The following is a 14,157-nucleotide window of genomic DNA, read 5'->3' on the forward strand; positions in this document are numbered from 1 at the left end:
GAACGACAGAAAGCTCGATGAAGACGTTGAATCCGGCTGTAGCCCGAGTGCTCAAGCGCCTGCATTATCCGCTCGACGTGATCCTGACGTGCGTGCGGTGGTACGTGGCCTATCCACTGAGCCTGCGGCACCTTGAAGACATGATGGCTGAGCGCGGTATTTCGGTCGATCATTCGACTGTGCACCGCTGGGCCATCAAGCTGTTGCCGGTGCTGGAGAAGGCGTTTCGCCGCCGCAAGCAGCCGGTTGGCAAGAGCTGGCGCATGGACGAGACGTATATTCGCGTCAAGGGGGAATGGCGCTATCTCTACCGTGCAGTCGACAAGGACGGCAACACGATTGATTTTCTGCTTCGTGCCCACCGGGACAAGACTGCAGCCCGGCGCTACTTTGAGAAGTCAATGGCCCAGAACGGTGTGCCCGAGACAGTAACCATCGACAAAAGCGGCGCCAATCTCGCCGCGCTCGATGCAATCAATGTCGATCGTGACGTGCCCATCAGGATCCGCCAGTGCAAATATCTCAATAACGTGGTCGAGCAGGACCACAGGGCGATCAAGCGTCGCGCCCGGCCCATGCTGGGGTTCAAGTCTTTTCGCTGTGCCCGGATCCTACTGGCCGGTATTGAGGTTATGCACATGATCGCGAAAGGGCAGATGAAGTGTGCTTTCGGAACCCAACCGTCGGTCGCCGATCAATTCTACGGTCTCGCAACATAAGCAGTACTTTTCATACTGATCCCGCTCGCCTCTTGATCCTTACCGCGACAAAACCCTCCAGCATGTTGCCGTGCCTCCAGGCGCGACATGCACCTGGAAGCAGGAGACCGCTGCCAACGTGGGAGCTAGATTCGGGTCTGCTCATCGTCATTCAAGCGCATAAATCACCGCCAGTTGCGCAGATACGAGGAAAATGAATCGCGAGCCGCCTCATGGCGGCCCGACGTCGAACTCCGGCAATCAACAAGATCACATTTTTACGATGTCGAGCAGCGTTTTCTTGCCTGCCTTGTAGTCGTATAGTGAAATCACTCCGTGCTTGAGATCACCCTTTGAATCAAAGGTGGTTTCCCCAAGCATCCCTGTGTAGTCCGTACCTGGCATTTTGGACAGAATCTTCGCAGGATCGATCGAATTCGCACGCTTCATCGCGTCGACAATGATATACACGGCGTCGTAGGTAAATGGCGCGTAGATCAGGATCGGCTGATGAAAGCGCGCTTCGTATTTCTGCTGGAATTCCTTGCCCGAGGCCATCTTCTCGAGCGCGAGGCCTGCCTGGGAACAGATGACGTTATCAGTCGACGTACCGGCCAGATCGGCCAGATTTTCGGTGCACAGGCCGTCTCCCGCGAGCACTTTCGCACGCAGTCCCAGCTGCTTTGACTGCTTCGCAAATGGGCCGCCCGTCGCATCCATGCCGCCATACATGATGGCATCCGGATTTTCGCCCTTGATCTTCGTCAGAACCGCACGAAAATCCACCGCCTTGTCGCTTGTCGCATCGTGCGACAGGACAGTGATTCCCAGTGCCTTCGCACTCTTCTCGAATTCGCTCGCAAGGCCCTGGCCATACGCGGTCGCGTCGTCAACGATTGCAACCGACCTCACCTTCAGACTCTTCGCCGCATAGTTCGCGAGCGCCGGGCCCTGTTGAGCGTCCGTCGCCACCAGCCGGTACGTTGTCTTGAACCCCTGCTGGGTCAAGGCCGGATTGGTCGAGGACGGGGAGATCTGCAGGATACCTGCGTCGCTATAGATTTTAGATGCCGGTATCGACGTCCCCGAGTTCAGGTGACCGACCACCGCGACAACATGGTCATCGACCAGCTTTTGGGCAACCTGTGTCGCCGTGCGCGGGTCAGCGGCATCGTCCTGTGCATCGAGTACCAATGTAATCTTCTGTCCGCCGATCACAAGCCCCTTCCTGTTGATTTCCTCGATTGCGAGTCTCGCACCGTTCTCGTTGTCCTTCCCAAGATGGGCGATCTGGCCGGTCAACGGCGCGACATGGCCAATCAGGACGGTCTGGTCCGCCACCGCATACGTAGCCATCATCGCGCAGAGCATTGCTGCGGCGGCGACAGGCGCCTGCTTTTTCATGCTGAGATTCATCATGGTCTCCATCATCAGTTTCGAAAACAATGCCATCTCCCAAGGCGTACAACGCCCCGCAGAAACACGGCAGTCAAGGGATGAGAGTCTTTCTGTTTTCTTTTGACCCGACACCAGCGGGCGAACCCGGCGGGTATCGCAAGGACCGGTCATTGCTCGTCGCTTTCCAGCACGTTTTGCGTAAGTGCAATCGAGGGAATCGTCGGCGTAATCACGGCGCGGCGTGCGCGCGCACTCATCGTCTTCCAGCCGATGACAAGCAATACCGCGACAGCTGGAATCGAGGCGACTGTCCAGGTGCCGTTCGGATAATCGAATGCCATCAGCACAAGCACGCCCAGCAGGAACAGCAACGTGAGCCACGACGTGACCGGCGCCCCAGGCATGCGAAACGCCACATCTTCAACCTCGCCACGCGCTACCGCCGCACGGAACCTCATCTGGCAGACGACGATGAAGCCCCAGGTGCTGATGATGCCGAGCGACGCGATGTTGAGCACGAGCTCGAACACATTCGACGGCACCAGATAGTTCAGCACCACGCCCACCACGTAGATGGCGACCGTCACGAGAATTCCCGTGTACGGCACTGATTGCGCGCTCATCCGTGCGAAGAGTTTCGGCGCGGAGCCGCCCATCGACAACGAGTGCAGTACTCGACCAGTCGAATACAGCCCGGAGTTAAGGCTCGACAGCGCGGCGGACAGCACGACGATGTTCATTAGCGAACCGATGCCCGGCACGCCGAGCGCGCTGAAGAATGTCACGAACGGGCTCTGCCCCGCCTTGTATGCGCTCCACGGCATCAGACACACCAGCATTGCTACCGATGCGACATAGAACAGCGCAATTCGCCAGATCACCCGGTTGATCGCGCGCGGCAACACCCGGTGTGCATCCTTGCACTCCCCCGCCGCAGTACCGACCAGTTCGACACCAGCAAATGCGAACACGACACCCTGCACCAGCACCAGCGCCGGCACCAATCCGTGCGGAAAAAAGCCGCCGTTATTAATGATCAGATGGACGCCGGTCGCGTGGCCCGCGACCTGTCCACCGCTACCCAGGATCGCAGTTCCCACAATCAGGAAGATCACGATCGCGGCAACCTTGATCAACGCAAACCAGAACTCCATCTCGGCGAACCATTTCACTCCGACCAGATTCATGCCCGCGACCAGGCACAACGCGATCAGTGCGAACGCCCATTGCGGCACCGCGCCGAACGCACCCCAGTAGTGCATGTACAGCGCAACTGCGGTGATGTCGACGATGCCGGTCATCGCCCAGTTCAGGAAGTACATCCAGCCGGCCACGAAAGACGCCTTTTCGCCGAGGAACTCGCGCGCATACGACACGAAGCTGCCGCTGCTCGGCCGGTGCATCACGAGCTCGCCGAGCGCACGCAGGATCAGGAATGAAAACGCGCCACATACGAGATAGACGATCGCAAGCGAAGGCCCCGCCATTTGCAGGCGGGCGCCGGCGCCGAGGAAAAGGCCTGTGCCGATCGCACCGCCAACAGCAATCATCTGGACCTGCCGATTGTCCATGGTCTTGTGATATCCCGCTTCATGCGACTCAAGCCACTCTCTGCGGCTGACGTCGGCGGCACCGTGCACCGCAGGTTCGTCTTTCTGTATCCTGGAATTCATCAAACCGTCTCCTGTATCAGCCGTAAAGCTGATATTTTTTTCATGCCCGGTCCGTCCTGGCGACTGTCGCCAGTCGTCAGGCGCACCGGATGAATGTTTTACGTTGCGCCCGTTTCGCTGGGCCACGTCTGTCTATAGCGGGAAGTCAGCCTGCACGCCGATGAAACCCGGCAATGGCTCTCCACATCAGCGCGGGGTTTGAATACATCGGGAAATGCCCGCAATCCGGGATTTCCGCCAGCTCGACGCCCTGTTCACGGATATCGCTCAGGTACGAGAGCGTTGCGTTCTGATCGCCGTACATGAACATCCGCGGGAATGGCAGGCCGAGGAACTTCGTCATCAGGTCGCCGTTGTCCGACAGGTCGACCATCGAGCGGAAAATTCCACCGACAGCTTCGGCACGCACCTTGTGCCAAAGGCTCGCCGAATAGAGCGCGCTCGCATATGCCGGGGCATGCCGGGCGCGCTCGATGAAGTCTCGGAAAAATTGCTGTGCACCGTCGCGCGGATGCTCGACGATCTGGCGACTAAGAAAGCAGTCCTCTGGCGCGATATTGCCTTCAATGTCGACGAAGCTGATCACCCGCTCCGGATACCGGTGCGCAAGCATCAGCGCAGTCAGGCCGCCCATCGAATGCCCGACCAGATGGAAGCGTTCGAACCCGACCCGATCAAGTACGGCAAGCGCCGTTTCCATCAGGAACGGGATGCTGATCCTCGAGAGGTCAGCACAATGCGTCTCGCCACAACCGGGCGCGTCATACGCCACAAACGGATGACCCGCGAATTCCGGATAGCGGACGATGTCGGCATAGTCCTCTTTCGTCGATCCGAACCCATGCAGGAACAGGATCGGTGCCTTGTCGCCCTCGCGATGGATGGCCGACACGTCCAGCGCCGTGCCATCGATGGAAAACACGAACTGCGCGCGGTTAAATTCTGCAGGCATCTTCTTTTCTCTTCGGATATGGATCGCTTCGCGCCGGCCCGACCTATCGCATGCTGTCGAGACCGGCCTTCGGCGCGAATATTTCGGTTCAGGCAGTCCGTATCTGCGCCTTGTTCGTAGCCGTACGGCGCTGCGCACTTCGCGTCTCCGGACTTCGCGGTGGCCTCACTGCGCCGATCGTTTGGGTGTGTTCAATTTGTCAGCGACCGGCAAAAATCCTGAATGGCCATGCACGCGCGCGACAGCGACTCTTCATCCAGCGCATACGCAATACGGATATAAGGTCCGAGACCGAACGCACTCCCATGCACGGTCGCCACGCCCATCTCGTCGAGCAACGCGTTGACCACCGCCTCGTCCCCGTCCAGGCGCGTTCCGGCCCGGGTCGTCTTGCCGATCAGGCCTTCGCATGACGCGAACGCATAGAACGCGCCCTGCGGCACTGCGCACTGCAGGCCCGGCGCCTGGTTGATCTGCCTGACGACCAGATCACGCCGGAGCTGGAATGCCTCGCGCGAATGCCGGATGAAGTCCTGTGGACCCGTCAGTGCCGCAAGTGCTGCGTACTGCGAAATCGTCGACGCGCCGGAAGTCTGCTGACCCTGCAGCTTCTCCATCGCTTCTATCAGCCAGCCAGGACCCGTGCCAAAGCCGATGCGCCAGCCCGTCATCGCGTACGCTTTCGACACCCCGTTCATCGTCAGTACACGCTCACGCAGGCGGGGCTCCACCTGCGCGATCGTGAAAAATTCAAGGTTATCGAAGATCAGGTGTTCATAGATGTCGTCGGATAGCACCAGTACCTGCGGATGTGCGAGCAGCACTTCAGCCAGCGCCTGCAATTCCTCGCGGCTGTAGACGGCGCCGGACGGGTTCGACGGCGAGTTCAGGATCAGCCACCGCGTTTTCGGCGTAATGGCAGCCTGCAATGCATCGGCCGCAAGCTTGAAGTCGCTCCCGGCGCCGCACGGCACGATCACGGACTGCGCACCGCAAAGCTGCACGATCTCCGGGTAGCTCACCCAGTACGGCGCCGGCACGATGACCTCGTCGCCTTCGTTAAGCGTGGCAGCCAGCGCGTTGAAGATCACCTGCTTGCCGCCGCTGCAGACGAGCGTGTCGCGCCAGTCGACGTCAAGACCGTTTTCACGCTGGAACTTCGCAGCAATCGCCTCGCGCAGCGCGCGCAGCCCGGCTACCTGTGTGTATCGCGTATGACCCGCCCGGATTGCGACGATGCCCGCTTCACGAACATGCTCCGGTGTGTCGAAGTCGGGCTCACCGGCGCTCAGCGAGATCACGGCGGCACCGCTCGCGCGCCGTGCCGCGACGCGATCCATGACGCTATAGGTCGCCGACGGGCGTGCCGCGGCCAGGAAACGGTTCAGACCTTCAGACAGCCCGGTCATTGCGCCTCCCTCCAGCTCGTGAGCCCCATCAAATCCAGCGTGCTGCGGCCTTCGCGCAATGCGTCCATCATCTTCGCCTCCTTGTCGGCGCGTGCCTGCCCCTGGGCAAGCGTCTCTGCAACGTGCGCAGCCGGGATCACCAGCACGCCGTCATCATCCGCGACGACCAGATCCCCGGTCGCCACCGGCGTGCCCGCGAAGCTGATCGGCCGGCCAACCGAAGGCGAACTCGCCTTGATCGTGCCCCGCATGGAGATGCCGCGGGAGAACACCGGAAAGCGCCGCGCCGTCAGCGCCGCGATATCGCGCACGCCGCCGTCAATGATCAGGCCCGCCACGCCGGCAGCCTCGGCCGCCACTGTAAGCACCTCGCCCCAGTAGCCCGCGACGAAGCCGCCAGTGGAAATCACGAGGATGCTGCCGCGCGGCACCCTCTCCATTGCGATGTGGATGGCCAGGTTGTCACCCGGCGAGCATTCCAGTGGATAGGCTGGACCAGCAACCGAGGCGCCCGCCCAGACGGGGCGGATGGCGATGTCGGCAGCGCTGGTGGGGATGCCCGAAGCCTCAAAGAGCGTGGAGGTGCCGAGCTTGCAGGCCTGTGCGAGTTGTTCTGCGCTGTAGGTCATGATGCTTGCTTCTTCCTATTCCTTGGTCTGGAGCTTGTGGTAGCCCAGCGCGGCGCGCGCTTCGCCCAGGGTCTTGCCCTGCGCGATCTGCTCGCGGATGCGCGATTCGACTTCTTCGATCTTTCTGGCGGTTTCGGCCACCTCGCGGGCGCGACCACGCGGCACAACGACCACGCCGTTAGCATCGGCCACCACAATGTCGCGCGAAGCCACGCGCACGGTACCGATGGCGACCGTGGTGTTCACCGATTCGACCTGCACGCGATCCTTGCCGGTACGCATGAAGCGGCCCGCGCTGAACACCGGGTAGCCGTCGCCCAGCGCCTTGCTCACGTCGCGACACACGCCGTCGATCACCGTGCCGGCAATGCCGCGCAGGCCCGCATACTGGGTCATGATGTCGCCCCAGACGGTGCAGTCGGTGCGGCCGTCGTTGTCGATCACGACGACGTCGCCTTCTGCGACGTCGTCGATGAAGTCACCGACGGTGCCTGGCGGGTTGCTCGCCGGTACGTACTTGACCGTGAACGCCGGACCCACCACTGCCTTGCTGTAGTCAGCCAGCGGCATGATGCCCAGGGCCTGCCCGTGCAAGCCCAGCTTGTCCATGGCGTCAGAAACGCCGGGGGTGTCCAGCCCTTCAAAGAGGGCCACCAGTTCCTGGTCTTCGGGGTTAGCCCTCAGGAAATTTGCCATTTGAGATGTTCCAAAAGAGGATGTGGATGTCACTGGGCGCGAATGGTCTCGAATTCCTTGTCGTGCATCACCTCGGCGACCGAGCGGCCGGCGCGCACAGCAGCGACCATGCCGTCCTGGCGGCGTGCAATGCGCTCGCCGAGATCGAGAACTTCCTCGATACGGCTGGCAGGCACGAAAACCGTCCCGCAGCGGTCGGCGATCACATAGTCGTCCTCGTGCACGGTGACGCCCGCCATCTGGACGGGCTTGCCCGAATCAATCTGGATCACGCGGTTACGCGCGCTGATCATCGTGACGCCGCGGCCGTACACCGGGTAGCCGACCGACTCGCTGCCTTCGATATCGCGGCTCAAACCGTCGATGACTGAGCCGCGAATCTGTTTGGCCGTCGCGGCATTGGCAAGGATGTCGCCCCAGCAGGAGATGCCGTCCGCCCCACCGGCGATCACGAGTACACGGTCATCCGCGGTGACCGCGTCGATCACCGGCGAAATGAGGTGAACCGTTGGCGTGGCGTCGGCTTTGGGGCCAAGCTGGATCGTGCTGGCCCGCCCGACGATCCTGGGGCAGTCCCAGAGTGGGCGAAGGCCGTAGGTCGCACCGGGGAGCACGAGGAAATCGAGCGCGTCGGAAACCGTGTTGGTATCGAGCGACGCGAGGCGATCAAGAAGCGAGGTCTGGTTCATGGCGCTGTTGTCCGTTGACAGGTGCAGCCATCGTGAGCCCGGTGGTCTGTTCTGTAAATTTCGTATTTCGTATCTCTCTGATACGCTTTTCGGAACACAGAAAAGCGCGCGGCGCGTGAGTCGCGACGACGATAATGGTGGCCACGCAAGGCGCGCGGTTACGCCGGCGTCGATCCGAAAGGAGATGGTCAACATGAGCAATACGATCGACTTCAGGCTGATACGCCAGCTATGGATGTTTCTCGCCGTAGCCGAGGAACAGCATTTCGGGCGGGCTGCAAAACGCCTGAACATGTCGCAACCCCCGCTGACCGAGCAGATCAAGGTGCTGGAGCAGTCGCTGAAACTGGAGCTCTTTCATCGTTCCCGGCGGGGTACGCAGTTGAGTCCGGCGGGCGCGGCGATCCTGCCGGCCGTGCGCCAGTTCGCCGGCCAGGTCGAGCGACTCGAGCGGGTTGTACGGGAGGTGGCGGCCGGACAGTCCGGCGTATTGCACGTCGGCGCCATTACTTCCGCCATGCTGGAAACCGTTCCCCCGGTGCTGGACGCGCTCAAGCAGGCCCATCCGAATCTCACCGTGTTCGTCAAGGAGATAGACAGCGTCGATGCCATACCGGCGCTGGAATCGGGAGAGCTCGATCTGGCCTTCGTGCGCATTGACGGCGAGGTGGGAAGCGGCATTGCAGCCATGCCACTCGCGGACGACCGGCTTGCGGTGGCGCTGCCGAGGGACCATCCGCTGGCCGCCATGCCCAGGGTGCGGCTGCAGTCGTTGGCGAACGAGCACCTCGTGATGTCGTCCCGCCAGGTCAGCCCGGTCTATTTCGATACGCTGACGTCGGTGTGCCGCGCGCACGGCTTGACGCCGCGCGTCACGCATGAGGTGCGTTCGGTGACGTCGCAGATCGCCTACGTCGGATGTGGGCAAGGCGTGGCATTGGTTCCGTCGTCGATGCGCAAGCTCGCGCCCGAAAATGTCGTGGTGCGGCCGTTGAAGGAAAAGATCGAGGTCGTGACCGCCGCCTTGCTATGGAATACGCAACGCCACCACCCGCTGGTCGACGAAGTGGTCGCGTCGCTCAAGAAGCGCAAGGCCCGGCAGACAGCACGTTGAAAAGTGCGTGGCAGCGTTGCGCACCGCTTATCGCGGAGCGAACGGCGGCGGCATCTTACGCATGTAGCGATCGGCTTCCTGGCAAGCCAGTTCGGCAACGAAGCGAATCGCTTCGGATGCCCGGCTTGCCAGATAGCTGACCACGAGCCCCTGAGGCTGCAAGGGCATGTCGAAGTGAATGACTTCGAGCTCGCCGCTGTCGACCTGCTCCTTGACGGGCGGAAGCGGGACCATGGCATTGCCGAGACCGCATTTGACAAACCGGACGAGTGCAGAAATGGAATTGACGCAATGCACCTTGCCCATCGGTATGCCGGCTCGCTTGTAGACGTCCTTGAGCACCAGGTAAGGCTGGGAGCCGCGGCTCATGGTGACGACCGGCCCCAAAAGCACTGCGCGCAAATCCGCACGTGACTCGGGCGGTTCGCCGCGGCGGCCAACCCAGCCCATCGCCATCGGGAGGCAGGTTTGGCTGACGATGCCTTCACCAATCATCTGATCGGTCTGCAGCGCAATATCCACCTCTCCATCGCGCAGGCTCCTGTTCAGGCGTTCAGTCGATTCCGCGCTCAGCTGCACCTCGATGCCGGGATACGAAGCATTTAGATGCTGGACGAAGCCGACCAGCCAGGTGTGAACGACGGTGTCGATTGCACCTATGCGCACCCCGCCCAGCAACTTCTGATCAGTTCTCCCGAGCTGCATGATGTCGCCCTGCAATTCGAGCATGCGCTCACCATAGCTGATCAGACGCAGGCCGACAGGCGTGAGCCGTAGATCGCCCGGGCCTCGTATAAAGACGCGTGCGCCAATTTCCTCCTCCAGTGCGGCGATCCGGTTAGAGATGGCCGCCTGCGTCACGTGCAGACGGTCTGCGGCAGCGCGAAAGCTTCCTACCTGGGCCACGAGCAGAAAGCTCTCCAGAAATCGCGTATTCATTACTCCGTTTTCCCTGATTCGACGTTAGGGGTTTCCCGGGGATCGATTCAGCTCCATGCAGCCGGTTTCGCGCCCCCCGCCCGTCATAGCTTGCCTGAAAAGAAAAATCTATCAAAGGGCCCAACAAATTCCCGTTTGCCCGACCCTTTTTGAGTTGGGACGATCGGGCATCCAACAAGTGGAGAGGGACGAGAGATGAAAGCAGGCCGGCGTGGGATGCTCTTCGTGGCAGCTGATGTAGATCGCGAAGACGACGAAGATTTTAACCAGTGGTACGACCGCGAGCACCTCGAGGATCGTGTTCGGATGAACGGCGTCATTGCCGCTTCGCGATATGTCGCGATCGACGGCGGACCGAAATATCTGGCCTTGTACTGGGCCGGCTCGCTTCAGGCGTTCGATTCTCCCGAATACGCACACGCCTTCACGCATCAGACACCGTGGTCCGTGAAAGTCCTGCCGAAAATGCGCGCGCCAATGCGCCGGATCGGCGAACTGAGCGCGGAAGTAGGGAAAGGCAATGGAGGATTCATCGGCGTCCTGACTTTGCCCGCTTCCGTGGTAACTGATTCGTTAAGCGAACGATGTGCCGCGATTGGGGAAACACTTGTGCAGCGGCCAGGCTTCGTCCGTTCATATCTTCTCACACCCGACGACAGGTTGAGCCGTCCTCTGCCACTCGAAGACCTTGGCGTGCGCCGGATGCAACCGATCTTCATCATCGAAAGCAGCAGCGCACAGTCCAGCGAATTCGCCCTGTTCGAGGCCATAACCCATCTGCCATGCTCGCCTGCCGCCGTCGCGCGTTACGCACTTGCATGGAACCTCGAATCGCGGGAGTGCGCGTGATGGACAATACATCCGCCCTGAACCAGCAGTCATCGGTCGAAGTGAACGGCTCGACGCAAAGCCGCCCTCGCATGGCAAGGCTTGCTGCGGCGAGCTCGATTGGTACCACGCTCGAATGGTTCGACTTCACGGTCTATAACCTCATGGCGGCGCTGGTCTTCAACGCCGTCTTCTTTCCGTCGTTCGACCCGCTCTCGGGGACCATCCTCGCGTTTTCCACCTACGCTGTCGGCTATCTGTCGCGCCCCTTTGGCGGCGTTATCTTCGGCCATCTGGGCGACAAGCTCGGGCGCCGCTTCGTGCTCGTTGCCACGCTCCTGATGATGGGCGCCGCGACGGGGTTCATGGGATTGTTGCCCACCTACCAGGTGTGGGGCGTCTGGAGTCCGATCCTGCTCGTGGCGCTGCGCTTCCTTCAGGGTGCGGCGATCGGCGGCGAGTGGGCTGGCGCCGTGCTGCTTTCCATGGAGCACGGCGACCAGAAGCAGCGCGGCCGCAACGCGTCATGGGCACAGGTGGGTCCCGCGTGCGGGACCCTGCTTGGCGCCGGCTTTCTGGCATTGTGCACGGCGGCGTTGCCGGCCGGTGCTTTCCAGGCGTGGGGCTGGCGCATTCCCTTCCTTGCCAGTGCGGTGCTCGTGGGTTTCGGGCTGTGGCTGCGACGCGGCGTCGATGAAACGCCCATGTTCAAGCAGCTTGAACGCCATCACCACAAGGTCGAGATGCCGGTGAAGGAAGTGTTTGCCGATCACTGGCGACGCCTGCTGATAGCCGGGAGCGTGCGCATCGGATCCGACATCGTCTATGGGCTGCTCGTCGTTTTCACGCTTACCTATGTGACGAACGTACTACACCTGCCACGCTCGCTCGCCCTGCTGGCGACGATGCTGGGTGCAGCGCTGCATGCCGTCTGCGTGCCCCTGTTCGGCAGCCTCTCAGACCGGTTAGGACGCCGGATCGTCTATGGCGCAGGTGCCGCCTTCTCCATTCTCTGGGCGTTCGCCTATTTTTATCTGATGGGCACCTGCCAGGCGGTGAACATCTGTATTGCCGTTGTCGTTGGCATGCTCTTCCAGGCGATGATGTACGGCCCACAGGCAGCCTTCGTTACGGAGCAATTCCCTACCCGCGTGCGCTACGCAGGCGCATCGCTTTCGGCAACGCTGGGCGGAATCATCGGCGGGGCGTTCGGACCGCTGATCTTTGCCAGTCTCTACAAGGCATACCAGTCCACGACGCTGATCTGCCTGTATATCGCCAGTGGACTGGCCATCACCCTGATCGCGCTACTCGCCGCAAGAGAGACCGCAGGAAAGCAGCTTGCCGAATGACGAGGCAGCCGGGCCTGGAAACGGTCCGGCAGCGTCATGTACCCGCTGTTGCACGACGACTCACGAGAAACGCTGAATGAACTCCCCTCTTGAACTGCTGGAGCCCGAGACGCTACCCAGGACCACACCGCGCATCCACGCGGCAGGTGCAGGCGCGCTCCTGTTCGATCCGGCGAACGGCGCATTTGACGCCGGACTGCAACAACGCCTCATCGCACTGGCCCGGCTCATTCGCAAATCGGTTGGAAACGATTCACTGCATGAGTTGGTACCGGGCGTGAACAACCTGCTTTACGTCTTTGATCCGTTGCGCACGCACCCTTGCGAAGCAAGGGCGCTATTGCTGCGTCTCTGGGAAGCGGCTGAGCCGTCGGGGCAAGTCGGGCGCGAAATCGAAATTCCGGTGGTCTACGGCGGCGAGGTTGGCGAAGACCTGATGGAACTGGCCGCTGGCGCTTCACTCGATGTGCGGGAGTACGTGCGCCGGCACTCCAGCGCTGTCTATACCGTGGCCTGCATCGGCTCGACGCCGGGCTTTGCGTACATGACGGGGCTTCCCGACCCGCTACACGTCCCGCGAAGAAAGATCCCGCGCATGAAGGTGCCTGCCGGCACGGTCATCGTCGGCGGAACGCAGGCCGGCGTCATGCCGTGCACGGCGCCCTCCGGCTGGCACCTCATCGGGACAACCGACGTTGAAATGTTCAGGCTGGACCGGCGCGAGGCGTGTCTGCTCGCGCCCGGCGACCGGGTTCAATTTTCCGTAAAAAGGATCGAGCTGTGATTGAAGTTCTGTCGAGCGGTGCCGTGAATCTCATTCAGGATCTCGGGCGTCCCGGATACCTGGACAACGGGCTGAGCCGCGGAGGCGCCATGGACGGCCTCGCGTTGTCGGTCGCCAACGCGATGGTCGGCAACGAGCCCGATGAAGCGGGCATCGAGATCAGCCTGTTCCCCTTTCGCTTCCGCCCTAGCGAAGACCTCGACTTCGCGATCGCCGGCGCCGACTGTGTGGTCCGCGTCGAAGACGAAATCGTCGCCCCGTGGTGGGGGCGCTCCGTGCGTGCCGGCCAGACCGTCGTCATCGAGCGCCCCAGGCGCGGCGCGCGCGCCTACCTCGCGATCGGTGGCGGCATCGACGTCGAACCGGTGATGGGCTCGCGATCGACCGACCTCAAGGCGAACTTCGGTGGGATGGAAGGTCGCGGTCTGAAACGCGGTGACACGCTCAAGGCCCGCCAGGCTCCCGGCAGGCCGCGACGGCGCGCAAGCGGGCTCGGCGTGGTGCCGAAAGACGTGCCGACGTTCTGGCGGGAACTATCGGCCGGGTACGTGAGCGTGCGCGTGCTCGAAGGCGCTGAGTATGCGCTCTTCACGGCCAGCGCAAGACAATGCTTCGAGCAGTCGGACTATGAAATCACGGCCGATGCCAACCGCGTCGGCTACCGGCTGAGCGGTTCCGCACTCCCGCTTCAGACGCCCGTCGAGCTGCTCTCGCACGGCATCGTTCCAGGCACGGTCCAGGTCCCGCCTTCCGGTCAACCGATCATTCAGTTAGCCGAAGCAAACACTTGCGGTGGCTATCCCAAGATCGCGACGGTCATCGAGGCCGATCTGTGGAAGCTCGCCCAGGCACCAGTGGGATGCCGTATCCGCTTCCAGATCACCGATATCGACACAGCCGTTGCGGCACTGCGTGAGCAGGCCGTGGAACTCGGCCGCATCCGCGCCGCACTCGCGCTGATGGCGCATCGCGGCTGACGCACCATATAACGAAGCA

The 14,157-nt window shown here is 61.8% G+C and carries 14 protein-coding genes; 6 read left to right on the top strand and 8 right to left on the bottom strand.

Features of this window, described 5'->3' with window-relative positions:
• The first annotated feature begins 17 nt into the window (after positions 1-17).
• Positions 18-719, top strand: a complete 702-nt coding sequence (locus tag P5W99_RS38660; RefSeq protein ID WP_434667243.1) for an IS6 family transposase — start codon at positions 18-20, stop codon at positions 717-719.
• Between the two features lie 249 nt (positions 720-968).
• Here the strand turns inward: P5W99_RS38660 and P5W99_RS38665 are convergent, their stop codons facing one another.
• From P5W99_RS38665 to P5W99_RS38695, 7 genes are all read right to left on the bottom strand, one after another.
• On the bottom strand, positions 969-2,114 hold the full coding sequence (locus P5W99_RS38665) for a branched-chain amino acid ABC transporter substrate-binding protein (protein ID WP_434668413.1): 1,146 nt from the start codon (positions 2,112-2,114) through the stop codon (positions 969-971).
• Between the two features lie 149 nt (positions 2,115-2,263).
• Positions 2,264-3,769 carry an L-asparagine permease gene (ansP, locus tag P5W99_RS38670; protein WP_434667246.1) on the bottom strand — a complete coding sequence of 502 codons (1,506 nt, stop codon included), beginning with the start codon at positions 3,767-3,769 and terminating at the stop codon, positions 2,264-2,266.
• Between the two features lie 145 nt (positions 3,770-3,914).
• The gene (locus P5W99_RS38675; RefSeq protein ID WP_434668416.1) at positions 3,915-4,721 is read right to left on the bottom strand and encodes an alpha/beta fold hydrolase; all 807 of its coding nucleotides are present in this window, start codon (positions 4,719-4,721) and stop codon (positions 3,915-3,917) included.
• A 191-nt stretch (positions 4,722-4,912) separates the two neighbouring features.
• Positions 4,913-6,130, bottom strand: a complete 1,218-nt coding sequence (locus P5W99_RS38680; protein ID WP_434667248.1) for a pyridoxal phosphate-dependent aminotransferase — start codon at positions 6,128-6,130, stop codon at positions 4,913-4,915.
• Positions 6,127-6,759 (bottom strand): RraA family protein, encoded by a 633-nt coding sequence (locus P5W99_RS38685; RefSeq protein WP_434667251.1) that lies wholly within the window; start codon positions 6,757-6,759, stop codon positions 6,127-6,129. Before P5W99_RS38685 ends, P5W99_RS38680 begins: the two co-directional genes overlap by 4 nt.
• A gap of 15 nt (positions 6,760-6,774) precedes the next feature.
• Positions 6,775-7,455, bottom strand: a complete 681-nt coding sequence (locus P5W99_RS38690; RefSeq protein WP_434667254.1) for an RraA family protein — start codon at positions 7,453-7,455, stop codon at positions 6,775-6,777.
• A gap of 29 nt (positions 7,456-7,484) precedes the next feature.
• On the bottom strand, positions 7,485-8,144 hold the full coding sequence (locus P5W99_RS38695) for an RraA family protein (RefSeq protein ID WP_434667257.1): 660 nt from the start codon (positions 8,142-8,144) through the stop codon (positions 7,485-7,487).
• Between the two features lie 193 nt (positions 8,145-8,337).
• Here P5W99_RS38695 and P5W99_RS38700 point away from each other — a divergent pair, with 193 nt between their 5' ends.
• Positions 8,338-9,258: a LysR substrate-binding domain-containing protein gene (locus tag P5W99_RS38700; protein ID WP_434667260.1), complete on the top strand. Its 921-nt coding sequence runs from the start codon at positions 8,338-8,340 to the stop codon at positions 9,256-9,258.
• Between the two features lie 27 nt (positions 9,259-9,285).
• Here P5W99_RS38700 and P5W99_RS38705 read toward each other — a convergent pair whose 3' ends face one another.
• Positions 9,286-10,197: a LysR family transcriptional regulator gene (locus P5W99_RS38705; protein WP_434667263.1), complete on the bottom strand. Its 912-nt coding sequence runs from the start codon at positions 10,195-10,197 to the stop codon at positions 9,286-9,288.
• Positions 10,198-10,392: 195 nt separating this feature from the next.
• Here P5W99_RS38705 and P5W99_RS38710 point away from each other — a divergent pair, with 195 nt between their 5' ends.
• The 4 genes from P5W99_RS38710 (at position 10,393) to P5W99_RS38725 (ending at position 14,138) form a co-directional block, all read left to right on the top strand.
• On the top strand, positions 10,393-11,046 hold the full coding sequence (locus tag P5W99_RS38710) for a hypothetical protein (RefSeq protein ID WP_434667266.1): 654 nt from the start codon (positions 10,393-10,395) through the stop codon (positions 11,044-11,046).
• 71 nt (positions 11,047-11,117) lie between these two features.
• On the top strand, positions 11,118-12,377 hold the full coding sequence (locus tag P5W99_RS38715; RefSeq protein ID WP_434668419.1) for an MFS transporter: 1,260 nt from the start codon (positions 11,118-11,120) through the stop codon (positions 12,375-12,377).
• A gap of 76 nt (positions 12,378-12,453) precedes the next feature.
• Complete coding sequence (pxpB, locus tag P5W99_RS38720) at positions 12,454-13,161, top strand: 5-oxoprolinase subunit PxpB (protein ID WP_434667269.1); 708 nt, start codon at positions 12,454-12,456, stop codon at positions 13,159-13,161.
• Between the two features lie 23 nt (positions 13,162-13,184).
• Complete coding sequence (locus P5W99_RS38725; RefSeq protein WP_434668422.1) at positions 13,185-14,138, top strand: biotin-dependent carboxyltransferase family protein; 954 nt, start codon at positions 13,185-13,187, stop codon at positions 14,136-14,138.
• Positions 14,139-14,157 lie beyond the last annotated feature (19 nt).

The sequence above is a fragment of the Paraburkholderia sp. A3BS-1L genome (assembly GCF_051125215.1).
In the GTDB taxonomy this organism is placed as follows: domain Bacteria; phylum Pseudomonadota; class Gammaproteobacteria; order Burkholderiales; family Burkholderiaceae; genus Paraburkholderia.

Coding starts and splice junctions, on each gene's coding strand:
- P5W99_RS38705 (WP_434667263.1), bottom strand. CDS start 10,197: ATGAATACGCGATTTCTGGAGAGCTTTCTGCTCGTGGCCCAGGTAGGA.
- P5W99_RS38695 (WP_434667257.1), bottom strand. CDS start 8,144: ATGAACCAGACCTCGCTTCTTGATCGCCTCGCGTCGCTCGATACCAAC.
- pxpB (WP_434667269.1), top strand. CDS start 12,454: ATGAACTCCCCTCTTGAACTGCTGGAGCCCGAGACGCTACCCAGGACC.
- P5W99_RS38685 (WP_434667251.1), bottom strand. CDS start 6,759: ATGACCTACAGCGCAGAACAACTCGCACAGGCCTGCAAGCTCGGCACC.
- P5W99_RS38660 (WP_434667243.1), top strand. CDS start 18: ATGAAGACGTTGAATCCGGCTGTAGCCCGAGTGCTCAAGCGCCTGCAT.
- P5W99_RS38710 (WP_434667266.1), top strand. CDS start 10,393: ATGAAAGCAGGCCGGCGTGGGATGCTCTTCGTGGCAGCTGATGTAGAT.
- P5W99_RS38665 (WP_434668413.1), bottom strand. CDS start 2,114: ATGAATCTCAGCATGAAAAAGCAGGCGCCTGTCGCCGCCGCAGCAATG.
- P5W99_RS38680 (WP_434667248.1), bottom strand. CDS start 6,130: ATGACCGGGCTGTCTGAAGGTCTGAACCGTTTCCTGGCCGCGGCACGC.
- P5W99_RS38675 (WP_434668416.1), bottom strand. CDS start 4,721: ATGCCTGCAGAATTTAACCGCGCGCAGTTCGTGTTTTCCATCGATGGC.
- P5W99_RS38715 (WP_434668419.1), top strand. CDS start 11,118: ATGGCAAGGCTTGCTGCGGCGAGCTCGATTGGTACCACGCTCGAATGG.
- ansP (WP_434667246.1), bottom strand. CDS start 3,769: ATGAATTCCAGGATACAGAAAGACGAACCTGCGGTGCACGGTGCCGCC.
- P5W99_RS38700 (WP_434667260.1), top strand. CDS start 8,338: ATGAGCAATACGATCGACTTCAGGCTGATACGCCAGCTATGGATGTTT.
- P5W99_RS38690 (WP_434667254.1), bottom strand. CDS start 7,455: ATGGCAAATTTCCTGAGGGCTAACCCCGAAGACCAGGAACTGGTGGCC.